Below are 25,311 nucleotides of genomic sequence, written 5' to 3'. Positions count from 1 at the left end.
CCGGCAGCAGGGGCCCTCTGGCGGCCACCCAGCCCACCGTGGGGTGATCACGGTCAGACAGGCACGTAGTCTGCCGCCGCTGTTCCTCATCCCCCGCTCTCGCCGGGCTCGGCAACGAGCTGGTCATCGCCGAGCCCCGCCCAGGAGAAGACCAGCAGCCGAGACGTCCAGCTGCGCCGTCGAGATCCAAATAGCCGCAAAAACCCTCGGGTTGACGGTACGCGGCCTACGATCGCGTCATGACGATCGCGCTGGAGGCCCCGCCCACTTCCATCACCCTGCGGTTCCTGGCGCTGGAGATCACCGGCCGCTGCCAACTCACCTGCCCTGCTCTCTGCTACGCGGGCTCGGGGCCGACCCGGGACCACGGCAGCATGACCGAGGAGGACTGGAACCGGACCATCGACGAAGCCGTCGCCCTCGGCGTCAAGGACCTCCAGCTCATCGGGGGCGAGCCGACCCTCCATCCGGCGTTCGCCCGGATGCTGCAGCGGGCCGTCGACGCAGGTCTTCGCGTCCGGGTCTACAGCAACCTGCTCCAGATCCGCGGTGAACACTGGCGGCTCTTCGAGCACCCCAGCGTGCGCCTGGCCACGACCTATCACAGCAGCCTCGCGGCCGAGCACGACGCGGTCACCGGCCGGACCGGTTCGCACAAGGCGACGCGCGCCAACATCGCCGAGGCCGTCAGGCGCGGCATCCGGCTGAAGGTCGCCATCCTCGACAGGGGTGACCTGGAACGCGCTGAGCGGGCCCGCGCCGAGATGCAGGCCCTCGGCGTCCACGAGGTACAGGTCAGCCAGGTGCGGGCTGTCGGCAACGCCGCGGGCACCACGATCCCCTCCACCGCGTCGCTGTGCGGGCGGTGCGGGGACCAGAAGGCGGCCGTCCTCCCGAACGGCAGCGTGTCGGTGTGCGAGATGGGCCGGTTCCTGACCGCGGGCAGCGTCAAGAACACGAGCCTGGCGTCGGTGCTGGCCAGCGACCGGTGGGCCGAGGTGACCGCGAGCATCCCGCGCCGCGCCGGGGCGGCCCTGTGCCCTCCTGACTGCGCGCCGAATGACGACAGCGCGTGCGGACCGGACAACTCCGGGCCGTGTGGCCCGGCCGACGATTCCTGACCTTCGACCGAGCGGACACGGAAGGACGCGCAGGGACTTGGACCTGGACTGGGAGAGCCACGCACGCCGTCTTGCCGACGGGCACCTTCGGCCGGAGTCGCCGTGGTGGAAGCCGGTCGCCTGCACTCCCCGGCACCTGTTCGTGCCGAACTGGTGGGAGCGCGGCACAGGAGGCCGGGTGGTCCGCAACGGGCCAGACGACCCCGAAGCCTGGTTCAAGGCCGCCTACCGCAACCAGACCCTAGTCACCCGGATCGGTACCGATCACGCCGACCAGGTCGAACCGGGCACGATGGTGCCGTACGGCAGGTGGCCGACCTCGTCCTCGACGCTGCCCAGCCTGATGGCCACCATGTACCGGCACGCGATGCTCGCGGACGGCTCCCGCACCCTGGTGACCACCGGTACCGGATACGGCACCGCCCTCGCCTGCAGCCGCCTGGGCGACCACCTCGTCACCAGCGTGGACGTCGACCCCTACCTCGTGGAGGTCGCGACCGACCGGCTGGCCGGCATCGGCCTGCACCCGCGCACCGCCGTCTGCGACATCACCCAGACGCTGCCCGCCGACGTCGACCGCATCGTGTCCACCGTCTCCGTCCGGCCCGTGCCCGCTTCGTGGCTGACCGCGCTGCGCCCCGGGGGCCGGCTGGTCACCACCATCACCGGCACCGCGATGATCCTCGTCGCCGACAAGACGCCGGACGGCGGCGCCCGCGGCTTCATCTCCTCCGACCAGGCCACCTTCATGCGCACCCGCCACGGCGACGACTACGACGACGCCGTGGCGGCCGCCGAGGTATGGAAGGCCGCGGACGAGGACGGGGAGAGATCCGTCAGCCGCTACCCGCTCACCTACGTCCCGGACTCCTGGGCCGTGCAGGCCACCCTGGAACTGGAAGCGCCCGGCATCGAGCACCGCACCGAGCAGCACGAAGACGGCGGCCGCACCGTGTGGATGGCCCACCCCGACGGCTCCTGGGCCCGCGCCAGGACCACGAAAGCCCGCGACCTGCCAACGGTCCACCAAGGCGGCTCCCGCCGCCTGTGGGACCTGCTGACCGGCATCCTCGACCGCCTCATCATCGGCGGGGAGCTGCCGGTGACCGGGGCACGGGTCACGATCACCCCCGACGGACAGACCACGCTGTCCCGCGGCCGGTGGTCAACCACCCTGTAGATGCCACTGGCCGGTTGTCTGCCCGTGCCCGAGGTACCGCTCTGCCCGTTCCCAGCACGGCAGTTGACCGTCGCCAAGCGCCGGATACCAGCTCGCATAGGCTTCCGGCCACACCATTCACTCGTTCGGACGTAATCGCCGTAGGGGCGCGGGGGAGCCGGCCGGTGCTGCCAGGCTGGGAAAGAGCCCTGGTGACGCAACATGGGGGAAGGGAAAGGGTCGTTGGGTCAGTATCAGCTCACGGACTACCCGGCGATGTTCGTACCTGCGGATCCGCCGCGCGCTGGCCGCTTCGTGTTCTGGCGTCCGGCCGCGGCGATGGGCCCGGCCGACCAGCTCGCCGTGCCGCCCCAGGCACGGCTCAGTGAGCGCGGCACCACCGTTGTGCGCTGGTCCGGCGGCAAGGCCAAGACCGGGAGCGTCCCGTACTACACCCTCGGGCTGGAGGATGCCTGGCCGCTGCTGGTGCACTGCCGCACCCATGACCATGGGCACGAGGCGTGCCGGTTCTGGGGTGCCGCAGCCCTGATGGCGCTGCATCTGGTGGCTGACGGCCGACTGGCGCCGACGCTCACCGCGCGCGGGTACGACGCGTGGAAGACCACCGATCCCGGGCCGTGGCAGAACCAGCTCGACGCACTGCTCGCGGCCATGCCGCCGGAAGCACACGCAAGCGCGCTCTCGCACTCTTCCCCGGGCCATGGGCCGACCATGGGCGACCCCGGTCATCTGCTGTCCGCGTATCTCGACGCAATGGCCGACTTCCTGCCCCGCTCCCCCGGCGCCGCGGTGGTCACCGGCCAGGCCGCGTTCGCCGACCGTCCCGCCCTGCACGTACCGCACCTGCGCCTGGCCGGCCCCCGCATGGCCGGCCAGGCCGCGCTGGGCGTACGGCTGTCGTTGCGGCTGGAGCTCGACGCCGACGACAGTGAGACCGGGGTCCGCGCGGTCGTCCAGGTCCACGACAGCGCTGGCGGGCACCGGGTCGAGGACGCCGAATCCCTGTGGCGTGCCGTGCCTGCGCCCGGAACACCGGACGCCACCCGGCAGATGGAGTCCCTGCTCGCCCTGCGCCGCGCCGCCCGCACCTGGCCGCCGCTCGCCCGCCTCCTCGACGACCCGGGACGGGGTGGGGCTCTGGAACTGGACGAGACCGAGATCGACGAGCTGCTCGGCGATGCGGTCGCGCGCCTGGCCCGGGCGGACTGCGCCGTCCACTGGCCCCGCGACCTGGTCCGCGCCCTGACCGGGCGCACCGTCATCGCCCCGCGCCCCGAGGCTGTCGCGCCCAACCGTCTCTTCGGCGCGGAGCAGCTGCTGGAGTTCCAGTGGCGCGCCGCCGTGGACGACGACGATCTGACGGACGCCGAGATGGACGTCCTCGCGGAGGCTCGCAGGCCGTTCGTACGGCTACGGGACCGCTGGGTGCGAGTCGATGCAGCCCTGCTGCGGCGTGTCCGAGAACGCCGCCTTGGGCAGGTCAGCGCTGGCGAGGCCCTTGTCTGTGCGTTGACAGGCGCCGGGCAGATCGGCGAGGAGCGCGTCGAGGTCCATCCCACCGGCTGGCTGGCCGACCTGCGCACCGCCCTGACCGGCGCCGCGGACACCGAGGTGGCATCACCGGCCGGGCTCAAGGCGGAGCTGCGCCACTACCAGCGCCGCGGGCTCGCCTGGCTCCACCATCTGACCACCGGGCCGGTTGGTGGCGGAATCCTGGCGGATGACATGGGCCTGGGCAAGACGCTCATGCTGATCGCTCTGCACCTGCTGAACCAGGAGAGTGCGGCCACCGCCGGGCCGACGCTGGTGGTGTGTCCGGCCACCATGCTCGGTGCGTGGGAGCGGGAGATCGCGCGCTTCGCCCCCACCGTGCCGGTCCGCCGGTTCCACGGTCCCGCCCGCAGCCTCGAGCTCCTGCCCGCAGACGCGATCGTCCTGACCACCTACGCCACCTTGCGCCGCTCCACCGACCGCCTCACCTACACCCCATGGTCGCTCCTGGCAGCGGATGAGGCCCAGGCGGTCAAGAACGCCCTGTCCGGCGCCGCCGGGGCGCTGCGGGAGATCGACAGTCGCAGCCGGGTCGCACTGACCGGCACCCCCATGGAGAACTCCCTCGCGGACCTGTGGGCGCTGCTGGACTGGGCGACCAGCGGCCTGCTCGGCACATGGCCCGCGTTCCGCGAGCGCTTCGCCCGCCCGATCGAGGCCGGCCGCGACACAGCGGCCGCCGCCCGCCTCGCCGCGCTCATCTCCCCGCTGGTCCTGCGCCGCAGGAAGACCGACCCCGGCATCGCCCCCGAACTGCCGCCCAAGACCGACACGGACGCCTTCGTGCCGCTCAGCCGCGAGCAGGCAGCCCTGTACGAGGCTGTCACGCGCGAGGCCCTGCAGCAGATCCGGGCGGCCGACGGCATCAACAGGCGCGGCCTGGTGCTGAAGCTGCTCACCTCCCTGCGGCAGATCTGCAACCACCCGGCCCAGTACCTCAAGGAACCGGATCCGGTCATCGCGGGGCGCTCCGGAAAGATCGACCTCCTGGACACCCTCCTCGATCAGATCCTCGCCGAGGGGCAGTCCGTGCTGGTGTTCAGCCAGTACACGCAGGTACTCGACTTGCTGGCCACCCACCTCAAGCGGCGCGGCATCCCTCACCAGGGACTGACCGGGAAGACTCCCACCGGACAGCGTGATCAGCTCGTCCAGCGGTTCCAGGACGGCGAGTTCCCCGTCTTCCTGCTCTCGCTGCGTGCGGCTGGCAGCGGCCTGACACTGACCCGCGCGGAACACGTCCTGCAGATCGACCAGTGGTGGAACCCGGCTGTGATGGACCAGGCCGCCGACCGCGCCTACCGCATCGGACAGACCCGGCCGGTCCAGATCCACCGCTTCGTCGCCGAAGGCACCGTGGAGGAGAAAGTCCTCCAGCTCCTGGCCGCCAAACGGGAAACCGCCGACATGGTCCTGGGCGCCGAACAGCTGGGCCTGACCGAGCTGGGCGATGACCAGCTCGCCGACCTTGTCGCGCTTCGGAGGCACTGAACCGATGGTCCTCTTCCACACCTACGAGGAGCTCCACGGCACCGTCTACGTGCACCGCCCGACCACCGCCACCGCCGGGGACGATCACCGTGTCCGCGAGGCCTGGTACGGGGAGCTGATGCAGCAGCGCCGCGACGAGCAGCGCATGAACGCCGGGATGCCGTTCGTCGAGACGATCACCGACCTGACCGTGTGGCCTGGCCGGCTCGACGGCCTCATTCCCGTCGAGGATGTGCAACCCGCCCATCCCGGCGCCGGCTACGCCCACTCGCGCACACTCGACGTGTTCTGGCCCCGCCTGCCGGGCGAGAAGTGGCTCCTGCTCGCCGCCGCCACCCGCCCCCACGCCCACCACCTCGCCGCCTCCACCAGCCACGACGCGATGCTCCACATCATCGACCTCGCCTTCAGCCTTGGCGTGAGCCTGCTCCCCACACTCAGCGAGATCAGCAACTCCGACTGCCCCTGTCGCAGCCGCAAGAGGGTCTGCGACCACATCGCCGCCCTCATCGAGTACTACGCCCGGACCCTGGACCACGAGCCCCTCACCCTGCTGCTGCTGGGCGGATACGCCCCCACCGACTTCTTCGCCCTGGTAGACGACCCCGAGCACCTCAGCGCACAGCCTTACTACCGGCCCGAGAGCCTCCCGACTCCCGCAGCGGACGCCCGCGATCTCTATTACCGGCGCCAATGGCACGCCGCTCCGCCCCTCCCGGCCCTGCCCAGGCCGTCGCCCGAGCCAAGGGGCTCCGCGTCACTGCCCGACCTCGGTGATCCCGGCTACCAAGTCCTGGCCCGTGGTGCTGCCACCCGTGCGGCTGATCTGCTGAGCCAGGCCCTGCGCCGCCGCCGCAACCCGCTCGTCGACCCAGTTGGACAGCTGACGCCTGAGCAGGACGCGACCAGGCTGGAGGCCTTCGGGAACCCCGGCAAAGCAGCGGCGCCTCGCGGCTGATCGTCCTTGCCGCATGGTGATAGGGGTTGCTGAGCAGCCGTCGGACGGACGGGAGCGGGCCGGATGCCCTCCTCATCCTTCCAGACGGACAGCGCCCGCACCGACACTGATTCCGGTGCGAGTTCCCATCGTCACGATCGGCGAGGCCAAAGCGGCTCGGGCCGGTTCCACGATTCGCCCGCGGCCGCCGTGCGGCCCCGCCTACATTCGTGCCGTGGTCGTCTACCAACCTGAAACCCTGGGGCAGTGCTGCTCGCTCGGCGCCGTCTTACAGGGGTCGTTCGAGCGGGCCCGTGAGCGGTTCGCGGCCGTGTCCGGAGACGCGGAGGATCCGGAGCAGCCCGGCGTCACTGCGGCGATGACGCTCGTGGCCCTGGTCAATCTGTGCGACCACCGGATCGACGTACACGAAGCGGATCCCGGTCCTGTCCGCGGGTGTGCCGTCTGCACGCGCTTCGAGCTTTCAGTCCCGGCCGACCCCCGAGCCGGCGGCCCTCGGCTGAATCCGACCGCATGGACATACGAGCGCAGGGTCCATCACGTCGCACATGTAGTGGCACCCCACGTCGTACGGATGGTCTCGTAGGAACGTGGTACTCGATGCCGCCAGGCGGCTGCGACAGCGGCCTTCGGGCATCTTGAAAGCGCGAGGCAGCGAGCGTCGCCGCTCTGCGACGGTTCACCCTCGTGTGCCGTCTACGAGAGCAGTCGTTCCGGTGACGTCGCCCACCAGTGGGCCAGCTGGGGCAGCGTTTTGAAGCCGAGAGCGGTCCTGAGGTTCGAGAGGTGCACGCTCACTGTCCGCTCGCTCACCCCGAGATCCTTACCAATCTGGTCGTAGCCGCGGCCGGCGACGACACTGCGCAAGATTGTCCGCTGGAGCTTCGTGGTCTTGTGCTCCGCCCCGGTGCTGCCGGCGGGCTCGTCCTTCGCATCGGGCAGCCACGGGTCTGCCCGCTCCCATCCCGTATAGAAATACAAGGCCAGTACCTCGCAGACTGCCCGGTCCTGGCTGTACCAGGCGGTCTTGGGGATCAGGACGCCGTCTTCGTCGAAGGCTTCGAAGAAGGCGTGCGCCCGGTCGACGAGGATCAGCCGGGGGAAGCTCTCGCCCAGGGTCCGGACCTCCGCGCCGGCAGCCGTCACCTCGGCAACCCACTGGCTCTGGTTCGCGTTGCTGCGCTCACTGGCCCTGTAAATCGTACGGACCGTCACACCGCGCCGTGCGGGCTCCATGTGCCGGTTCAGAGCCCCTTTGAGGACTTTCGTCGACCGGAATCCGGGCTGGGCGGTGAGGATCTCGCGGCTGGCACCCATCGTGGTGCGGATCGTCTCAGCGTTCACCGCGTCCACGCTGCGCAGGTGGACGGATGCGGCCGGGCTGAAGGGCTGGCCGTGCCTCTGCTGTTCCGCTTCGAGCTCGCGCACGAAGGCGGGGATCTGGGCGAACTCCTCGACTGCGGCGCTCAGTGTCCTGAGCACGCTCGCGTGGAGCTGGGTCTCCAGGTAGTGCGGGGGCGTCGGTACGTAGATCCCGTGGTGGAAGGGGTTGGCGACCAGGACCCCCCTGGCCAGAAGATTCCTGAGGCCGGGCTCGTCTTCCTCGAGGAGCTCGCCTCGAAGCGCCCGTCGGTAGGTCTCCACCTCGATGTCGCACATGTGGGTCAAGGTCGTTCCAGGCAAGGGTATTTCCTGGTCTGTCACGAATGGCTCCCTCACCTTCCTGAAGTACAGATGAACTCAGTATCAGGAAGGTTGGCCGCATTCAGCAATCAGGTTGATCTCAGCGCGCGCCTCCCGCCACCGGCGGCGCGCGAAATGTCAGGTGTTCCCATTTCCGCTGGATATGGCAGCCCACTTGATGACGCCTACGCTCCTGGCGGGCAGCGGGGACTGTTCGTCCGGGCGCAAAGGGCACCCGCGCGCGGGCCGATCCCGCCGGGAGGACCCGGGGAGCAGACGCCGTCCCGCCTGCCGGGCAGACCGAGTGCCGGGCCGGTTCGGGGGGCCCACCCTGCATCAGGTTGGACAGCACCGGCCTTTCGACAGGAATGAGCTCTCCATGACCCACACTTACCTGCGCCGCTACGGCGCATCGCGAGGCGCGGCTGTCGGCGCCGCGGTCGCAGCCTGCCTGACGCTGGCCTCCGCCTGCAGCGGGCCGTCGGGCAGAGCGCAGCCGACTCCGGCTCCTCCCAGCTCCAGCGCCCCGGCCGCTCCTGTCGGCGTGGTGACCGAGGCCGAGGCCAACGCCATCCTCGACAATTACCAGGACGTCAACAACCGGGCGAACGCAGCTCAGGACGCGGAGCTGGTCTCCAGCGTGGAGGCCGGCCAGCTGTACGCACGGAGCAAGGCGCAGTACGAGCAGTACGGGACGCTGAGCGAGAAGGAAAAGCAGGAGTACAAGAAGCCCTTCTATTTCACAGAGCGGAATTTCTACATACCCGAAGGGGGAAACTGGTTCGCAGCCGAGGCCACCACCGAAGGAACCTCGCGCCAGCTGCTGGTCTTCGAGAAGTCCGCCGACACGGCGAACACATGGAAGAAGGTCGCCGCGAACTTCCCGGAGAAGTCCATGCCGCCCATTGAGACCAAGCAGGGGCTCGCCCTCACGGCCGACGCGGGCACGGCGGTCGGACCGTTGGCGCCGCGCACGGCGGGCGCGGCGGTCGAGGACCTCTTCGCAACGGGCGGGACGAAGGAAGGAGCGCAGCTCTCCCACGAGAACGAGAGCGCGAAGAGCATCCTCAAGAAGTACGCCGAGCGCGGCTCCAACCTGGGCCCGCAGGCACGGGTTTCCTTCCAGCCTGTTCCCCCGGGCAGCGGCAAGATCTACGCGCTGCGGACCGGGAGTGGTGTGATCGCTATCGTGCCCCTGGCGCACACCCAGGAGAGCCGCGTGACCGATCCCAGCCTCTTGATCACCCCCGGCACTGATGAGCGGGTGTACAACGCGACGTCCCGCTCTGTGGTTGTCAGTACGTTCCAGGGCACGGGTGTGGTGCTCCTGAGCAGTACTGGGCCCGCGACGCTCCTCGACTACCGGTACGAGCTGACCGGGTCCCGCTGACCGCTGCCACCGCACGGCTGCGTCGACAGGTCATCGTGATGAGCCGTGTCAGTGATTCTCCGGGCCGTCTGCGTCCATGTCGCTTCCACGGGCTGGCAGGCTCGTTGAGATCAGGAGCCGGGTGCGAGTCGCTGGAGGAGCCGACATGGGCAAACATCAGAAGGGCCGCAGGCACCGCCGTGTGAACCGTACCCCTCGGCCGGTGAGCAGGACCGGTAGGGACCGGGCCGCCCAGGGGGCGCCTTCAGTCGCGGCCGCGCCGGCCCCGGCGTCGGTTGGGGACAGTCTGGTGTTGCCCTCGCAGGGGAGGCCCGCCGCAGTGCCGGTGCCCGAGCCGGGCGGGTCGGCTTTCGCGAGCAAGGCTGACGGGGGTCTCGGCCATCCTGCGCGGCGCACGTGGAGCGCGCTACGGGCGGCAGGAACGCGGGAGAGCGGCGTGGGGGAGCTCTGCGAGGCGGTCGGGTTCACCGAGCGCACCGTCCTCAAGCACTTGGAGGGCCTGGCAGCGCATGGGCTCGCCGTTCAGGGGGTGGGTGGCGGCTGGGTGGCCGCTGACGCGGTTCAGGGGCTGCCGGAGCCACGGCCCGGGAATGCCGCTCTGGCCAGGACTGTCCTGTAGGGCCGGGAGTTCAGACCGCGTGGCGGGCAGCCGACTGCTGCGACTTCTCGTACGCGCAGGACGAGCAGGCGCATGCGTCGGACTCGACGTGTTCCGCCAGGACCTGGCACTGCAGGCAACCGCAGTAGGCGGACCCTCCCGGGGCCTGTGCGTGCCCCGGGCCCGGGGGCCGTGGAGCGGGCCATGCACCGGGGATGTGGGACGGGTCGCGGAAGTCGGTGGGCAAGGGGGCGGGCTCGGTGGGGGCGGGGCTGATCAGGACTCGCATGTACGCTCCCAGATCGCGTTCTTCGCGCATGGCCGTGATGTCTTCGACCTCGGCCGAGAGCATGAGCTGCGTCCCGTGGATGCCGCCCGGGCTGGGACTGTCGCTCTTCCTGCGGGCTGGTGACACCGGCGCCCCTCCCCTGCGGCCGCGTTCCTGTACGCCACGAGAGTGCGTCGGTGGTGTCGGCCGTGGGCAAGGGAGAGGGGAGCTGTCCCGCCGGACGGGAGCAGGGCCGGCCCGGGGTGGTCTGCCGGTCCGCCCCGCGGGACATGGTGCGCGGCGGCCTGCCGCCCAGCCCCCTGTGGGAGATGACCGGGTGTGCGGTCCTTTCCCGTCTGCCGGAACGCGCGGCACGGTTGGGATGCCTGGGCCTGGCATCCGGTGGCCGGTCTCTCACCGCCTGGCCCGAAAGCGCGGCAGGCTCACCTCGGAGCGGCCACGGCACCCTGCGAGACTGACTGCGGGGGCGCAGGTCGGCGCCCCTTTTGGGTAACCCGGCCCGAAGGGGGCGGGGTTGGACGATCCCAGGAGCAGTGATGAGTGACATGCCCCCGCCCGGTCCGGCGTTCACCGAGGTGAAGCTGACCGGCCCCGCCGATGAGGTGGCCCGGCTGATGCAGCTGCTCAGTGGCGTGGCTGAGGTGATCTTCGGTCCCTGCACGCAGCCCCACCGTGCGGGAGAGGTCTCGTGCACCGCTCAGCTGGTCGCCCATCCCTCCGCCGGGGCTGTGTCTGACGGGCAGAGTGCGTTGCTGACCGTGCAGGTCGGGCTTGAGGTCGAGCCGGGCGCGATTGAGGGTCTGCCGGGTGCGGCAGCTTCGGAGCAGGTGGAGAAGGCGGTGGCCGCCGCGGTGGCCGCCGCGGTGTCGGCGCTGCCGGGCGTCCGGGTCGCCAGCGGCCGCCTCGTCGCCGCGGTGGGGCTGCCCACAGCGCGGGAGTAGGCCGGTATGGCGGGGGCCGAGGCGCAGCTCGACAACGCGGGGACCGCCCTGTGGCTGACCGACGTTCAGACCGACGCCGACCCGGGGTGGACGCCCCGGCGCGTGCTGGCGCTGGTGGGCGGCGTGCCGGCGGGGCGGCTGGACTTCCTGGTCCACCCGGACGGACAGGCTCTGTCGGTGTGGATGCTGGAGGTGGAGCCGGAGTATCAGGGTCGCAACCTGGCCTCCGTGATGATGGACGCGCTGTACGAGGCGCACCCGACGGCATGGATCGACCACGGCGGCCGGACCCAGGACGGGGCGCGCTGGTGGAACCGGTATGCCGAACCGGCCCCGGAGCGCAACATCCACAACCGGCCGCCGGAGGAGTGGGCCCGCTACTTCGATGCCGTCGTGGTGATGGCGCAACGGGCCCGCAACGCCTACCAGAACCGGATGAACGGTCTGGACGGGCATGGCGCGGCCGAGTACCGGTACGGGGAGCGGCTGGAGGTGGTGGCGGCCCAGTGGGCGTCGGCGTACCGGCAAGCCCGGGCGCAGGGGCCGGACCCGGCGGCCCTGGAGCTGCACGGTGGGCTGCGGCTGGTGCTGCCGGACGAGCTGCGCCGGGTGATGAACGACGAGCGGCGGGATGCGGGCGAGCGGGCCGAGCGGCTGCTGGACCACATCGGGTACGGCAGCCTCCCGTACGCCGCCGGCTGGCACACCACCCGCAGGGCCGCGTTCGAGGACATGGCCCACGAGCAGGTCTTCGATCCGGCGCCCGCGGAAGACGTCACCCATGTCGCGTTCCGGGTGCGGCTGGCGCCCGGCCAGGAGATCCCGCGGCACGAGCTGCGGACGACCTGGGTCTCCTACACCGACTCGCCGGGGATCGAGGTGGAGCTGACGGGCATGTCCTGGCGGTCTCCGCAGACACCCTGGGCCACGCGCACCGCCGAGTTCGACCAGCCGATCGACGCGGCCATCGCGCCCGAGTACTGGGGCGAGGCCAGTGCGCAGTACACAGCGCGGTTCGACGAGATCGGCGAACTGCGGCCAGGTCAGAGACCGCGCCGGGCCGGGGCCGGTGATCCGCTCGCGGGTCGGGAGGCGGACATCGCGGCCATGGCCGCCAAGCTCCAGGAGGCAAGTCGCCAGCGTGTCGCCGCCTCCCTGCCTGCGCCGGCTCGGGAAGTGTTCGAGAGCCTGCGGGCGCCCCAGCAGACCCCGTCACCCCAGTCGCCTCGCCTGCGGTAGGGCGGCATCGGGCTCAGGCTGCGCGCTGCCCTGGGGTGAGGGCTATGTCGACGGCCGGCCCCGCTGCGGGGCGACTCCGAGACGGCGGCCCAGCTTCGGCTCGGGCAGGCTGTCGCGTCTATGCGGTCTCGCTGCTGAGCCGGTGCAGCAGGGCGGCCGCCAGGGCGTTGAGGGCGACGGCGTCGGCGCGGGTCCATGCGGCCGAGGCGATGGCGCCGTCGTTGTGCTGGGGCCCGCTGGCCTGGCTGAAGGCCGCCTGGATGATGTCGGCGTAGCCGTCGGCCTGCGCGGCGATCCGGTCCTGGAGGATCCCGTACCGGTCGGCCTGGTCCTGGTCGTCCCGCTTCTTGGTGCCGCCCGTGGGCCAGACGCCCAGGGTCCGCATCAGTGTCAGGGCGAGGCGGGTCTCGCGGATCGCGTCCGTGTACTCGCCTGCCGTGATCTGCCGGTCCGCGGTGCGCAGGTGCTCGGCGGCCTGCCGGATCGGGCCATGTGCCATCGGCAGCGGGATGGTGATGGTGAACGAGGCGGTCAGGCCGACGCTCGCGAGTTGCTGCTCCCAGGTGCTCGCGGCGACCTGCCGGGTCTCCTGCAGGTGGGCGACTGGGTGTGCGGTGCTCTGCGGAAGGGTTCCCTGCAGATCCACCAGGACGCTGAAGTCGCGGCCGCCGCGGTGCTCTTCCAGGGCCAAGAGCTGCGCGGAGGTGACCGGGACGACGAGCTCCGCGGACACGCTGGTGGCCTTGGTGCGCAGCGGTACGAGGGTGGGCAGGAAGGAGCCGATCCAGCCGATGCCTTCGGCCGCGCGGAGTTCGCCGGCGAGCGTGAAGTGGTTGACGCCGTCGGCGACGTTGAGGGGTTCGACGTCGATGCGTACGGCCAGGCGGTGCGCGCCCAGCCCAGGAAGCAGTCCCACGGCCGGGACGCCGTGCTGCTCCGGCGCCCGCAGTCTGATGTGGGTGCCGTCCTCGAACTTCAACTCCGCAACCATCCGGCCGCCTCCTGTCTTTCCGGGTGATTGTCCGCTGCGGAGCTGCTCGCGCGCCGGTGAATTCCAGGACGGGTGCGGTGGCGCCGGCATCGTGCAACAGCCTGCGGCCCGAACAGCCATGTCAGTACCCGATGGCATGGTTGGCCCCGATATGAACCACACTCGGCTTGGAGGCCACGATGCAGGATGAGGGAAAGCTGATCCTCGCGTACGCGATGGAGGGCAGCGACGACGCGGCGTGGGTGCTGCACCGCGTCGGCGACAGCGATCACACGGCCGTGATGGACGACAGGCTGGATGCCGACGCTGTGAACGGCGCCAAGGAATGGGCGTCCGAGCTGCTGAAGAGCTGGGGCCACGACGTGGACGGCCTTGCGTGGACGCCGCACCGCCCTGATCCGTCGGCAGCGGTGGACTACTGGAACGTGCGCTTCCCCGGCGACGACGGGACGGACGGCCAGTAGACCGGACCCGACCGCCCGCGGCGCAGGCGACCAGTCGGGCAGCCCGTAGCAGTCTGGAGACGACTGTGGGGCCCGGATCTCACTCGGCGGGCCCCACGGGACCAGAAACCCTGGCCATCGGCTCCCCCAGCGTACGGTCTGGCCGCGGCGGGCGCCGAGGCGACCCGGCTTCGCAGTTGATGAGCTGTTCTCACCGGCGCGGCGCGGCGTGAGCGGGCAGTGCGCGCCCTAGCCTCTGGCCATGGCTGAGATGTTCGATCACGTGCCGCAGGTGTGGACGGCAGGGCAGCTGCGGAACGCGCTCACCGCAGTTCCCGATGAGACCCCGATCCATGTCGGGGTGGCAGACGGGCCGGGTGACTTCGTCGGCGGGTACGACGAGTTCGTACTGGTCAACGCTGAGCCCGTGGAGCTGGCAGACGGCAGCAAAACGGTCCCGCCTCAGGTCCGGTTCACGCTCTTCGCCGATGCCGCGGCGGGTGCGTACTACCTCGACGTGGAGTGATCCCGGAGAGTGCTACCGGCCGGGCGCCCGCCCGTCGGAGGCTTGGTGCTGGTGGGCGGTGGCCTGTCGCTGGTCCTGCTGAGCCGGTGCACGGGGCAGGTGAGGGTCCGTCCCGCCCGCCTGGGTGACACGCTGGATCCGGTCGCGTGCCCGCGCCTCAAGACGTTCAACGAACGCCGCGATCCGCTCCTGCTCCTCGGCGGCGAGCCGGTCGAGGTCGGCGTGCGTGACTGCCTCGATGTCGGCAAGGTCGATGTACTCGACACCGTCCGCAGCCGGCCCGTCAGTGGTCTGCTGGTTCAGCTGGGCGATCAAGCGCTGCTTGCGCTCGAAGTACTCGGTGAAGTCGTCTCTGTCCCCTACGGCTGCCTCTTGGCGTGTCAGGCGTCCGTCGCGCTGCTCGATCGGCGGCGGGACGTAGGTGGGGGCGAACGTCTGGGCCCAACGGGCGGAGGCCTTGTTCGCGGCGGCAATGAAGGACGGTCGATCGAGTCGGTGGGCAGTACCGGCGAGGCTGTCGAGGCTGGGGTCGCTGTAGTCGTGGCGGGCCACCAGGAGGTGGTCGGCAGCTCGCGCCAGTTCGAGCAGAGACTCACGGGCGATCGGGTCTCTGAGCAGATCGGCGTGGACGGCCAGGACGCTGCCGGATGCGGGCTGCGGCTGGAGTGCGGCGTCGCGGGCGGAGATGACCGTGCACTGCACGCCGGGCTGGAGCGCGGCGACCGTCGCGCGGGTTTCCTCGTGCAGGACCACTGACTCCACGATGGTCAGCGGGGATCCATTGCGGGCTGCGAGAGCGGCTGCCGCGGCGACGAGTGTCTCCCGTCCGCCCATGCCCTGCTCGTAGGTGATGAGTCCGCCGCCGTCCGCGACGAGTGCCTCGACGGTCTGCGCGATCAGGGGGGTGCGCAGCATGCTGGTGTCCAAGAGTCCTCCCGCTGCCAGTGGTTGAGGTGCCGGGCCCTCGAGGCAGCCTAGGGCCGGCGGTGGGCTCCGGCGCGGTCCGGCAGCGGCGCCTCCCGTGGGGTGGGACGCGGGCTCGCTGGGCGTTGCGTGGTGCGGGAAGTCTGCTCGCGGCCGCGGGGGTGGTGGCGGCGCCGTGCGGCGGGGGCGGGCCCGTGAGGCGGGACACGGGGAGAGCCACTGGATGCTTCGTGCCCGCGAGGCGGGAGGAGTACTGGCGGGCGCGGGCTGGGCTGGGCCGCGGTGCCCACGATGGCCGCGACCCAGTGGTTCTCCGTGTTCGGATGACAGGAAGCGATGACGATGCAGCGCAGTGTTCGGTCCCGGCGGTACCGCCCCCTGGTGGCGGCGGCTCTCCTTGGCGGTCTGGCTCTGACGGTGGGGTGCGGCCCCACTGCGGGCGGCTCGCCGGGCGGGGCCGCGAAGAGTGCCCGGCCCGGCGGCGCGGCAGGGGCGCAGGAGCTCGTGCTCGGCCAGCCCAGCCAGGAGGAGCAGGAGATCACTCGGTGGGACACGACAGGCAAGTTCCTGATCACCCCGCAGAAGGTCGTCGAGGGCAAGCCGGAGGATCTGCAGGGGCTGGGCGAGGACGGCAAGTTCGCGGGTCAGAAGGTGGCGTGGGTGTACGTGGATGCCCGGCATGTGGGCGGGGAGCCGGTCAAGGGCCCGATGGTCATGACGAACGTCGGCGCGAAGACGACCGACGGCGCCAAGGCGACCCGGCTGCTGCTCTTCGGGGACCTGAGCAGCCGACCGACGGACTGCACGAGTGAGGACCTGGAGTCGGTCTTCAAGGAGGGCGAGAGCCGCAGCATGTGCGCGCCGTACCTGATCCCCGCGGGCGCGAAGGTGGGGAAGGTGACCTACTCCCAGGGCTACTACAAGGATCCGCTGGCGTGGAAGGTGCCGTAGCTGCCGCGGTCCGGTCCGGCGGCGTGGTCCTGCCGAGGCCGGGGCGCGGCACTTGGTGACGCGGCAGGCGCGGCCTGGGCGCCTGCCGTGACAGGTCAGGCGGCGGGATGAGGGGCGACGAGATCGAGCAGTGCCGGGGTGTCGGCGGAGATCCTGCGGTACGACACCAGGGCCCGGCCGGCTCGGCGCCGGTAGGCGGCGGACTGCGCCGGGTCCGGGATGGTCTCCGGCAGGTGCACGGCCTTGTCGAGGACGGCCAGCGTGGCCAGGAGCGTGGCCGTGGTGCCCGAGAGGCTCTGTGCGATGGGGTCGAGGATCTCGGGGAGGAGGCCAGGCCGCTGAGGATCCTCCGGGGTGGCCATCGCGACGTGCGGGAGGTCGCTGCCGGCCTCGGGACGGTAGCGGCCGTTGTGGTCCAGGGCGAAGTGGAAGGCGGCAAGGGGCGAGAAGAGCTTGCCCCTGCCCCATTCGGTCGAGAAGTAGGCCTCCATGGCGTACCCGTCCTCGGCCGGGCGGCTGGTGACGAGCCAGCCGATGGCTGTCACCGGCCCCAGGGAGTTGAGCTTTTGCGCTTCGATGAACGTGAGCTGGTGCCGGGGAAGAACGGATTGGTGGCGCAGGCGTGCGAACAGCTCCGGTGCCGGGGTACGGGAGACCTTGTCGTGGACCGCTTCGGCGGCGACGACGCGGGCACCGTGGAGTTCGCGTACGGACAAGCCGGTGCCGCCGGGCCGGACCTGGCGGGCCAGACGCGCCGCTTCCGGGGAGGCCAGCAGCCTGCGGACTCTCATCGCTCGGGGGCTGTCGTCGCCAGTTGCCTGCACGGTCTGCAGGAAGTCGTAAAGCGAGGGCGGCTGGGGCTGGGCGAGTTGCCGGTCGAACAGACGCGTCATGGGGGCCTCTTTGTGGTCAGGCACGGCTGGGGTCAGGACCGTGCTGCGCGTGCGGGGCCGCCGGGTGCGGGGGTGCCGCACCCGGCGCGGCGGTTGGGCTGGATCAGACGGATCCGGCGCCGGTGATGTGCTGGGGGGCGAGGCCGCCCAGCAGCTGCTGAGACAGGGCGCCCGGGTCGATCTGGGCGGCTTGGTCGGGAGCGGTGGCCTGTTCGCCCTTGCCGACGCGCAGCACCAGGGCGAACTTGTTGCTCTTGGCCGTGTCCGCGAGCGGGGCGAGGTCCACCGATACCGTGCTCAGGGCACCGTTCTTGATGGCGAAGTCGGCGGTGACGGGCTTGTCCGGGGCGCCTTTGAGGTCCTGGCTGGTCGGCAGGTTGGCGCCCGGCGGAAGGTCGCCCGCCAGCGGGCGGAGTTCGTCGACCAGGCCGGTGAGGAGGGTCTTGAAGGAGGCGGTGGCGGTGATGTGGTCGGCGCCGTTCTTGGTTCCGGTGTCCTTGAGCTGGACCTCGCGGGTGATCAGGTCCTGCAGGCCCTTGATGGCCTTCTTCTTCCGGGCGTCGGCGGCGGGGTCGCTGGAGGGGCCGGTGTCCTTGCCCGGGGCGTTCTTGGTGAGGCTGTCGGCGGGCATCTTCACCCAGCCGCCGCCGAGGATCTCCTTGAGCGCGGTGGCGTCCGGGGGCAGCTGGCCGGGAGCGGGGAGCTTGCTGCCGGCGGCCTTCTCGAGCGCCTTCACCCCGGCGCGCAGGTAGGCCCAGTCGCCGACCTGGCGGTACTCCAGCAGGTCGCCGTCCGGGCCGGAGACCTTCACCGCCATGCCGGTGATGTCGGTGTCGGAGGAGTCCTGGAGCGGCTTCTTCGACTGCACGGAGACCGACACGCGGGCGCCGGCCAGGAGCTGGGCAACCTGGTCGGGCATCTCCTTGCCGGGGGCGGAGCCGGAGTCCAGTTTCTTGAGGGTGGCGGCGTCGGTGTCGAGGCCGAGTTCGAGGGAGATGGCCTTCTGCCGGCCGAGCTTGTCGACGGACTGGTCGAGTTTCTGCGCGGCGGTGAGGTTCTCGGCGGTGCCGCAGGCGGCGGTGCCCGCGAGGACGGCGGCGGCGACAGCGGTGGCGGCGAGGGTTTTGCGTATGGCGGGAATGTCGGTCTCCGGAAGGTGGGTGGGTGCGGCAGTCGCTGGCCGCTGGACGTTGCGCATGACACCCGGCATGGCCCAAGGTCCTTGTGGGTGCGCGCTGTTGAAGGCATCCCGCCGAGCGGGCGGGGGTGTTGCGGTGGCCCCCAGCGGAAACACCGCGGGGCGCAGGAGGCTGCAGGTGCCCGCGGACCCGTGGTGCGGCCCGGGGCTGGGGGTCAGCTGGAGGGGGCGCGGAACATGAAGACGCCGGGTCCGGGACTTGAGCCGGTGGTGATCGTGGCCAGGCTGCCGGAGGCGTAGTCGATGATCGCGGAGTTCAGCATGAAGAGGCTGTCGGGGGCCTTGACGGTGCTGATCTTGGTGCGGTCGCCGGTCTTGGCCGAGTACGCGTAGAACTCCATGTCGGAGATGCTCTTGCCGCCGAGGACGTAGACGGTGTCGTCGTCCGCGCCGACGAAGCGGGGCTGGGCGGCCGCGCCGACGGGGCGGGTCCAGCGGTGGGCTCCGGTGGCCAGGTCGAAGGCGGCGACCTGGGTGGGGGCGCCCTCCATACTCAGGCTGTCGCCAGCGGCGACGTAGACGGTGGTGTCGGTGAGCTGGACGTTGTACTTCTCGGCCCGGCCCAGCAGGTTGAACTGGCCGATGGTCGCGGGCCCGGCCTGCGTTGCCAGCTTGATGCGCCGGGCGACGGCGCCCTCGCGGGTGAGGGTCACCAGCTCGGGCGGTGTGGTGTGGTCGAAGGAGTCCGGGCGGACCAGCGCGGTCATGGGCGCGGCCGAGACCAGGTCGATGCTTCCGTCCTTGGGCGTGGGCATCGGTTCGGGGGTGGCGGAGAGCTGCTTGCCGTTCGCGTCGAGGGTGGCGATCTCGTAGGTCCAGGTGGCACCGTGCTCGGTGCCGAGCAGGACGACGATGCGGTCGGGGCCGATGGCCATGTCCCAGTTCAGGACGTAGGTGTCGGTCCGGACGCCGGGGTTCTTCCAGGTCCAGGCGGTGGACTTGTCGGTGCGCAGGCCCACGACGGTGTTGCCGGTCATGACGGCGAGGACGTCACCGGTGAAGCCGAGGCGGGTGGTGTCGTCGGTCAGCGGCTTGCCCCCCAGGAGTTCGGCGCTGACGGTGGTCGTCCACCGGGCGGTGTTGCCTTTGCGGGTGTCGATGAGGGTGATGTGGTCGCAGGTGGCCTTGGGACTGTCGGGGTCGCCCTTGAGCCAGGCGAGCGCGCCCAGGCCGTCCTTGCTCAGGCCGTCGCTCATGCCGCAGGGGCTCATGCCGGGCTCGGGCGGCTCGATGGTGCCCAGCTGCTTTCCGGTGACCGGGTCGAGGACGGTGATGCCGGTGCCTCGGCCGACGTAGAGCGCGGTGTCGGTGCGCCAGCTGCCCAGCAGCTTGGTGCGCAGGAGGTCGCCGGTGACCGGGGCGCTCTTCCAGGCCTGTTCGAGGCGCGGGGGCGCGAACGGGCCCTTCGGGGCTTTCGTCTTCGTGCTCGGTGTCGCGGTGGGCTTCTTCTTGCTGCCGGGGCCGGGGGCGGCGTTGTTCGCGCAGGCCGTGAGCGCGGCGGCGAGGACGACCGCGCCCAGGCCTGCGGCGAGGACCCGGCGCCCGCCGCGTCGTCGTGCGGTCCTCCGGGCCTGGCCGCTACCGGGGGCCTGCTGGAGGTTGTCGTGGGAGGGGGTGGTCATCGGGGCGCGCCTTCCTGCTGCTTGATGCTGTCGTGGACGCGAAGGCCCTCGGCCGCGGCCCGGCGCAGGGTCCGCACTGCGCGACGCATCCAGCCGGGACGGGCGGCGCGGCGGGCACGGCGCTGGCGGCGGCGCTCCGCGGCCGCGGCCGCGACGAGGCGCTGATGGCCGGCGACGCGCAGCCGCTCCTGCATCTCGGCCTGGATGGCTTCGGGGGTGTGGTGAATCAAGAGGAGGCTTTCCGTTCGGGTCCAAGGCGCCTTTGGTCCTGTCCTTCACGGCGAGTGTGCTCAGAGGTGGGCCGACCGGGAGCCCGGCGGCAGCCTCGTCCCGTCGGGCGGGACGAGGGGGCGGGTTGATGTGCTTCCGGTTGCGCAGGGCGGGAACGGGGCCGGACCGGGCACCGGTTGGGGCAGGCCGGATCTTGCTCTCGGTGGGCGCGGGTTCCGTCGGTGTCTCTGGCCGGGCAGTGGCATTTGATCTTGATTGCCCGGGTGACGGTCATCCACTGGCCGGCTGACGGCAACCGGCCTTCCAGGGAAGCCCATCGGCATCCTGTTGCCGCTTTTCCTGCGGATTGAAGTATTTTGACCTGCCGGTTCTTCATGCCCGCAGGACTTGTGTGCTCATCTACCGCGTGTTGTTTGACCAGACATGCGTTTCTGGAGTTAAGTGACGCGCAGCTTCAGGTGGCAGAGGGTCACTCACTCTGGGGCCTGTTCGTTTCACGGTCGGCCGGTGGCGGCCGCTCGCAGATCAAGGGCTTTTGTGATGTTGGACTTGGCTGAGTTGATGCGGCCGCGGTCGCAGCGGTGGGTCGCTGCGCGCGCCGGGGTGGGAACGCAGACTCTGCGCAACCTGCATCGGATCGGGCTGATGCCCGCCGCCGAGGAACTGCAGGCCGTTGACGCCGTCCTGGCGCTCTGTGCGACCACCCTGAGTGCCAACCGCTCCACGAACCGCAGGACGAAGGCCGGCGCGCGGACCGAGGAGGCTCTCGCGCGCGACCACCAGGTGATGGCGCTGGCGCGGCAGATGCTGGAGGCCGGCTCCGTCGAGGCGCGGACGACCCTGGTGGTCGACGGCAACCGGGTGGAGGCGCAGCACGCCCTGGAGGCTGTCGCGGACTGGATGCATCAGGACGTGGAGGCGCCCGAGCCCCTGGTCCTGATCCCTCTCGGCCGGTGGGCCACCTCGATGCTGAAGGTCGTGGCGGAGGAAGGGGATGGTGACCTTGCGAGCGTTCCCGCTCTGGTCGGCTGACCCCTCTTCGTTCGCGACGGCGGCCGGTTGGCCCGAAGGCGCTCCCGGCGCCGGAGCCGGCCGCGGCGGCGCGCTGCCGTACGGGGAGGCGGGCGGCCGTGGAGAGTAGGGCGGGCGAAGTCGCCGCCTGGTGCGCCCGGCGGGGGTGGCCGGTCTTCCCTCTGCGCGCTGGCCACAAGACGCCCCGGCCCGGCTGCGGCCGGTGCCGGCTGTCGAGCACCCAGTACGAGCCGCACGCACCGGCCGGGTGCCCTTGCATCGAACAGGGGCGCTGGTGCCACGGCTTCTATGCCGCCACGGTCGAGCCCGAGCGGATCGCCCGGTGGTGGAGCGAGCAGCCGGTCCCCGGCGTGGGCGTCTCCACGGGGGCGGCCGGTCTCGTGGTGGTCGACGTGGACTGCCATGTCGACGGCCCGGTGGAGGCAGAGCGTGTGCTGCCCGGCTTCGAGGTCTCGGCGGAGGACGCGCGCCAGGTGCGCACCGGGCTGGACACCCTCATGCTTCTGGCACGCCTGGCCGGAGGGCCGGAGGCGGTGGAGGACATGGGGACGCTGACGGTGCAGACGCCGTCCGGCGGCCTTCACCTCTGGTTCGCCGCTCCCCGCAACACCCGCTGGGCCAGCTCCGCGGGCGGCGACCACGACGGACGGGCACTGGGCTGGCAGTTGGACGTGCGTGCTCAGGGCGGCTACATCGTGGCGCCGGGGACCCGTACCGACGCCGGGGTCTACCGGGCGCTCGGCGACGTCCGCGTTCCCGCCCTGCTGCCGAGCTGGCTGGCCGGTGCCCTCCAGCGCACCGGCCACCTGCTTGGCGCCGCTCCCCGGCCGCGCGTAGCCCGGGTTCCGAACCTGGCTCGGCGGATCGCGGCTCCGCAGTCGGAGTCCGCGTGGGCGAGCGCGGTGGTGACCACGGCGCTCGCGCAGGTGGCCGAGTGCGAGCGGCTGTCGGAGGGCAGCGGCTGGAGCAGCAAGCTCAACAAGGCCGCCTTCACCATGGGGGGGCTGGTCGCGGCCGGCTTGGTGCCGAGCGATGCGGAGGCCCGGAACGCCCTCATCGAGGCGGCTGTGCAGGCCCGCCCGCACCGTGAACGAGAAGCGCACCGGATCATCCAGTCCGGGCTGATCGCTGGGCAGCGACGCCCCCTGAACCCGACGAAAGACCGCTGAGTCATGAGCTACACAAGCGCCAGCTCGGCCGTACCAACGAGCCGGGTCCCGGGCGACGCGTCCTACCAGCCGGGCCGCGCCGCCCACCAGCTGACGGCTGGGACTGCCCTTGCGCAGCCCCAGCTCCTGCTTCCCGAGAGCCTCACCGACTGGGGCATGGCCCATCTGTTCCTGTCCGTGTACGGCGACTACTACCGGTACGTGCGCGACATGGGCTGGTACCGGTGGGCGGACTACCGATGGCTCCCGGACAGCAACACCACCGGCATCCGGTACTCCGCCATGCAGCTGGCGAACAGCATGCCCCGCAGGGATCCCCGGACCGATGAGAACGTGCGCTACCCGGACGGCGAGATGGCTCGCTACCGCAAGCGCGCCCTCAGCGCAGCGGGGGCGGCCGCCTTGGTGAAGATGGCCGAGACCCTGCCCGAGCTCACCCTGGAGCCCGAGGAGCTGGATTCCGATCCGTACGCCCTGTGCACCCCTGGCGGGGTGGTGGACCTGCGCACGGGCGGGATGGTGCCGGCCTCCCCATCGCAGAGCCACACCCACGCGACCGCCGTCACGCCGCGGGTCATGCCCACACCCATGTGGAACCGCTTCCTGACCGACACCTTCGGCGACGACGAGGCCGGAGAGGAGATGAAGACCTACCTGCAGAGCCTGTGCGGGTACTCGATCTCCGGCGATCAGGCCGCGCAGATCCTGGCCTTCCTCTACGGCCTGGGGCAGAACGGCAAGTCCGTGCTGGTCGACGTCCTTTTGTCCCTGCTCGGCGAGTACGCCGACTCCGCACCGCCCAACTTCCTCATGGCCTCCCCCTATGCCGACCACCCGACCGAGCTGGCCGACCTCCAGGGGCGGCGGCTGGTGGTGTGCTCGGAGATCAATCAGGGATCCAGGTTCGACGAGGCGAAGTTCAAGCTGCTCACCGGCGGCGACCGCATCAAGGCACGCCGCATGTACGAAAACTTCTACAGCTTCGCGCCCACGCACAAGCTGTGGCTCGTGGGCAACCACAGGCCTGTCGTGCAGGCCGGCGGATTCGGCTTCTGGCGGCGGATGCGCATCATCGAGTTCAACCGCATCGTCCCCAGCGAACTGGTCGTCGACAACCTCGGCCACCGGCTGGTGGAGAGCGAGGGGCCCGGCATCCTGCAGTGGCTGGTCGACGGGGCCAAGCAGTACTTCAACGGCAAGGATCTCCAGCTCAACGGCCCTCAGCGGGTGAGGCTGGCCACGCAGGACTACGAAGAGTCGGAGGACTCCGTCGGCCGGTTCCTCAAGGACTGCTGCGTGATCGGCAGCGAATACCGCGTGCTCCAGCCGCATCTGGGGAAGGCCTACCGGGCGTGGTGCCAGTCGGAGGGCCTGACGCCCGTGTCCCCTCGGGACCTCGGTGGCGCCGTCCGGCAGAAGCTGAACATTCCTTCCGGAGAGCTGCCCAAGACCAACGGGCAGCGCTACTTCCCCGGCCTCGGGCTGCTGGCCCCGGGCGCGGACGAGAGGACTGGAGCATGAGGCAGGGGCTCATCCAGGGGCCGATGCAGGGGCTGTCCGCACACCCCGTCCCGCCCTCAGGAAACCGCAGGTCAGAGCCCTTCCCGACCCTCCCACAGGGGCTGAAAGGGGCCGACTTTGGGGAATCTCCTCCAATCACTAGTCCCACCTTTGCAGCTCAACAATCTAAGAAGTCAGCCCCTTTCAGCCCCTGCGAGCTTTCCAATGACGCCTGAGAACCTCTCTGACCTGCTGTTTTCCTCACAAGAGGGTGGCAGGGGCGCAGGGCGCGAGTCAGCCCCTTTCACGGCCCCTGTGCCGGCCCCCCGCCACGAACTGACGTATCCGGGAGTGACACCGATGTCCGACGCAGGGGCGACGAGCCTCTCCCAGGAGGTGAAGATCGTCTGGGTCGAGGGCTGGGCGACCGTCGACGCCAAGTACGACTACGTCCGCTGGATGTTCGAGAAGACACGGAACCGGACGGGGAAGCCGCGTGGAGCGATGAGGGCAGGCCGCATCGTGGGGTACGCCGAGCTCGAGGAGACCGCGGAGCCCACGGAGCCGTCACGGCGCTACCGCCGGCGCGTCTTCTACGTCAAGGACAACGACCGAAGCGAACCCGGTGGCCAGTATCAGGACGCGACCCCGCACGAGGCCGTGGACCCCCGAACACTGCAGCCCGGGGCCAAGGGCAAACTCACCGACCGCGCCCGGGGCCGTCGCGTGGGCAAGCCCGATTCCAGCAGCGCGGAGTCCGGTCCTTCCGACGGCATGCTGTTCTGACCGCACTTTTGGCGGAACCCGGCCCCTTCAGCCACTGCCCCCGCTGACACCACGACCGGTGAGGATTGCATGCCCTCGGCCCCTTCAGCCCCTTCCCGGAGAGCCGCAACGCTCTGACCAGCACTTACGTGGAGGGGCCGACCGTGGCTGAGGCTCCACCCCACGGGCCTTGTGAGCCCCTCAGCTCGCCTGTGGATGCCCCTGCTCATCGCGGGCGCCTTCAAGGACCTTGCGCCAGGAAGTGACGTCGGGCCTGCGGCGCAGCAGTGCCCGGCGTTCGCGTTCCGTCATACCGCCCCAGATGCCGAACTCGATGCGGTTGTCGAGGGCTTCGGCCAGGCATTCTGTGCGGACCGTGCATCCGGTGCAGACGCTCTTCGCGCGCTTCTGCTGCGTGCTCTCCACGAACATCTCGTCGGTGTTTGTGTTCCGGCAGGCCGCGTCCTCGTCCCAGTGCGCTCCCGTGCTCGGCACCTCTGCCCTCCCCCGTCGAACCATGATCCCCACAGCGAGCCTATGCCGTTCCGGCGCCATCTGTTGATGAGCGAACCAGCGGGGTCGCGCGGGACTGCCCATGGTGGTCCCGCCACGATGTGTGCGCCTG

The 25,311-nt window shown here is 70.7% G+C and carries 23 protein-coding genes; 14 read left to right on the top strand and 9 right to left on the bottom strand.

Annotated features, from left to right (window positions below; genetic code table 11):
• Positions 1-239: 239 nt before the first annotated feature.
• The 4 genes from OG730_RS42785 to OG730_RS42770 all read left to right on the top strand — a co-directional run bounded on the left by OG730_RS42785 (position 240) and on the right by OG730_RS42770 (position 6,301).
• On the top strand, positions 240-1,121 hold the full coding sequence (locus tag OG730_RS42785) for a radical SAM protein (protein WP_327309759.1): 882 nt from the start codon (positions 240-242) through the stop codon (positions 1,119-1,121).
• A gap of 43 nt (positions 1,122-1,164) precedes the next feature.
• Positions 1,165-2,301, top strand: a complete 1,137-nt coding sequence (locus tag OG730_RS42780) for a methyltransferase domain-containing protein (protein ID WP_327309876.1) — start codon at positions 1,165-1,167, stop codon at positions 2,299-2,301.
• 222 nt (positions 2,302-2,523) lie between these two features.
• Positions 2,524-5,343: a DEAD/DEAH box helicase gene (locus OG730_RS42775; RefSeq protein ID WP_442815239.1), complete on the top strand. Its 2,820-nt coding sequence runs from the start codon at positions 2,524-2,526 to the stop codon at positions 5,341-5,343.
• Between the two features lie 4 nt (positions 5,344-5,347).
• The gene (locus OG730_RS42770; RefSeq protein ID WP_327309758.1) at positions 5,348-6,301 is read left to right on the top strand and encodes a hypothetical protein; all 954 of its coding nucleotides are present in this window, start codon (positions 5,348-5,350) and stop codon (positions 6,299-6,301) included.
• A gap of 696 nt (positions 6,302-6,997) precedes the next feature.
• Here OG730_RS42770 and OG730_RS42765 read toward each other — a convergent pair.
• A complete protein-coding gene (locus tag OG730_RS42765; protein WP_327309757.1) occupies positions 6,998-7,960 on the bottom strand; it encodes a LuxR C-terminal-related transcriptional regulator in 963 nt (320 codons plus the stop codon).
• Between the two features lie 403 nt (positions 7,961-8,363).
• Between OG730_RS42765 and OG730_RS42760 the strand changes: the two genes are divergently transcribed.
• Positions 8,364-9,374 carry a DUF8094 domain-containing protein gene (locus OG730_RS42760; RefSeq protein ID WP_327309756.1) on the top strand — a complete coding sequence of 337 codons (1,011 nt, stop codon included), beginning with the start codon at positions 8,364-8,366 and terminating at the stop codon, positions 9,372-9,374.
• Between the two features lie 629 nt (positions 9,375-10,003).
• On the opposite strand, the gene OG730_RS42755 is transcribed toward OG730_RS42760, so the two are convergent.
• On the bottom strand, positions 10,004-10,387 hold the full coding sequence (locus OG730_RS42755) for a hypothetical protein (RefSeq protein WP_327309755.1): 384 nt from the start codon (positions 10,385-10,387) through the stop codon (positions 10,004-10,006).
• A gap of 410 nt (positions 10,388-10,797) precedes the next feature.
• Between OG730_RS42755 and OG730_RS42750 the strand changes: the two genes are divergently transcribed.
• Complete coding sequence (locus OG730_RS42750) at positions 10,798-11,202, top strand: hypothetical protein (protein ID WP_327309754.1); 405 nt, start codon at positions 10,798-10,800, stop codon at positions 11,200-11,202.
• Positions 11,203-11,208: 6 nt separating this feature from the next.
• Positions 11,209-12,441 carry a hypothetical protein gene (locus OG730_RS42745; RefSeq protein ID WP_327309753.1) on the top strand — a complete coding sequence of 411 codons (1,233 nt, stop codon included), beginning with the start codon at positions 11,209-11,211 and terminating at the stop codon, positions 12,439-12,441.
• 118 nt (positions 12,442-12,559) lie between these two features.
• On the opposite strand, the gene OG730_RS42740 is transcribed toward OG730_RS42745, so the two are convergent.
• The gene (locus OG730_RS42740; protein WP_327309752.1) at positions 12,560-13,432 is read right to left on the bottom strand and encodes a hypothetical protein; all 873 of its coding nucleotides are present in this window, start codon (positions 13,430-13,432) and stop codon (positions 12,560-12,562) included.
• Between the two features lie 179 nt (positions 13,433-13,611).
• Between OG730_RS42740 and OG730_RS42735 the strand changes: the two genes are divergently transcribed.
• Both OG730_RS42735 and OG730_RS42730 read left to right on the top strand, forming a co-directional pair.
• Positions 13,612-13,896: a hypothetical protein gene (locus OG730_RS42735; RefSeq protein ID WP_327309751.1), complete on the top strand. Its 285-nt coding sequence runs from the start codon at positions 13,612-13,614 to the stop codon at positions 13,894-13,896.
• 241 nt (positions 13,897-14,137) lie between these two features.
• Positions 14,138-14,401, top strand: a complete 264-nt coding sequence (locus tag OG730_RS42730) for a DUF6225 family protein (RefSeq protein WP_327309750.1) — start codon at positions 14,138-14,140, stop codon at positions 14,399-14,401.
• A gap of 12 nt (positions 14,402-14,413) precedes the next feature.
• On the opposite strand, the gene OG730_RS42725 is transcribed toward OG730_RS42730, so the two are convergent.
• Positions 14,414-15,328: a hypothetical protein gene (locus tag OG730_RS42725; RefSeq protein ID WP_327309749.1), complete on the bottom strand. Its 915-nt coding sequence runs from the start codon at positions 15,326-15,328 to the stop codon at positions 14,414-14,416.
• 339 nt (positions 15,329-15,667) lie between these two features.
• Between OG730_RS42725 and OG730_RS42720 the strand changes: the two genes are divergently transcribed.
• On the top strand, positions 15,668-16,276 hold the full coding sequence (locus tag OG730_RS42720; RefSeq protein ID WP_327309748.1) for a hypothetical protein: 609 nt from the start codon (positions 15,668-15,670) through the stop codon (positions 16,274-16,276).
• A 95-nt stretch (positions 16,277-16,371) separates the two neighbouring features.
• Here OG730_RS42720 and OG730_RS42715 read toward each other — a convergent pair whose 3' ends face one another.
• The 4 genes from OG730_RS42715 to OG730_RS42700 form a co-directional block, all read right to left on the bottom strand.
• On the bottom strand, positions 16,372-17,169 hold the full coding sequence (locus OG730_RS42715) for a hypothetical protein (protein ID WP_327309747.1): 798 nt from the start codon (positions 17,167-17,169) through the stop codon (positions 16,372-16,374).
• Positions 17,170-17,272: 103 nt separating this feature from the next.
• Positions 17,273-18,379 carry a hypothetical protein gene (locus tag OG730_RS42710; RefSeq protein WP_327309746.1) on the bottom strand — a complete coding sequence of 369 codons (1,107 nt, stop codon included), beginning with the start codon at positions 18,377-18,379 and terminating at the stop codon, positions 17,273-17,275.
• Positions 18,380-18,522: 143 nt separating this feature from the next.
• Positions 18,523-19,989 carry a hypothetical protein gene (locus OG730_RS42705; protein WP_327309745.1) on the bottom strand — a complete coding sequence of 489 codons (1,467 nt, stop codon included), beginning with the start codon at positions 19,987-19,989 and terminating at the stop codon, positions 18,523-18,525.
• A complete protein-coding gene (locus OG730_RS42700; protein ID WP_327309744.1) occupies positions 19,986-20,219 on the bottom strand; it encodes a hypothetical protein in 234 nt (77 codons plus the stop codon). Before OG730_RS42700 ends, OG730_RS42705 begins: the two co-directional genes overlap by 4 nt.
• A 646-nt stretch (positions 20,220-20,865) precedes the next feature.
• Between OG730_RS42700 and OG730_RS42695 the strand changes: the two genes are divergently transcribed.
• From OG730_RS42695 to OG730_RS42680, 4 genes are all read left to right on the top strand, one after another.
• Positions 20,866-21,252 carry a hypothetical protein gene (locus OG730_RS42695; RefSeq protein ID WP_327309743.1) on the top strand — a complete coding sequence of 129 codons (387 nt, stop codon included), beginning with the start codon at positions 20,866-20,868 and terminating at the stop codon, positions 21,250-21,252.
• Between the two features lie 98 nt (positions 21,253-21,350).
• On the top strand, positions 21,351-22,421 hold the full coding sequence (locus OG730_RS42690; protein ID WP_327309742.1) for a bifunctional DNA primase/polymerase: 1,071 nt from the start codon (positions 21,351-21,353) through the stop codon (positions 22,419-22,421).
• A 3-nt stretch (positions 22,422-22,424) separates the two neighbouring features.
• Positions 22,425-23,942 (top strand): DNA primase family protein, encoded by a 1,518-nt coding sequence (locus OG730_RS42685; protein ID WP_327309741.1) that lies wholly within the window; start codon positions 22,425-22,427, stop codon positions 23,940-23,942.
• A gap of 339 nt (positions 23,943-24,281) precedes the next feature.
• The gene (locus OG730_RS42680; protein WP_327309740.1) at positions 24,282-24,707 is read left to right on the top strand and encodes a DUF6009 family protein; all 426 of its coding nucleotides are present in this window, start codon (positions 24,282-24,284) and stop codon (positions 24,705-24,707) included.
• Positions 24,708-24,887: 180 nt separating this feature from the next.
• On the opposite strand, the gene OG730_RS42675 is transcribed toward OG730_RS42680, so the two are convergent.
• Positions 24,888-25,205, bottom strand: coding sequence for a WhiB family transcriptional regulator (locus OG730_RS42675; protein ID WP_327309739.1), 318 nt, complete (start codon positions 25,203-25,205; stop codon positions 24,888-24,890).
• Positions 25,206-25,311 lie beyond the last annotated feature (106 nt).

The sequence above is a fragment of the Streptomyces sp. NBC_01298 genome, from assembly GCF_035978755.1.
Lineage (GTDB): Bacteria > Actinomycetota > Actinomycetes > Streptomycetales > Streptomycetaceae > Streptomyces.
The sequence above is the reverse complement of the archived record's forward strand: the minus strand, read 5'-3'. Positions and strand labels throughout refer to the sequence as shown.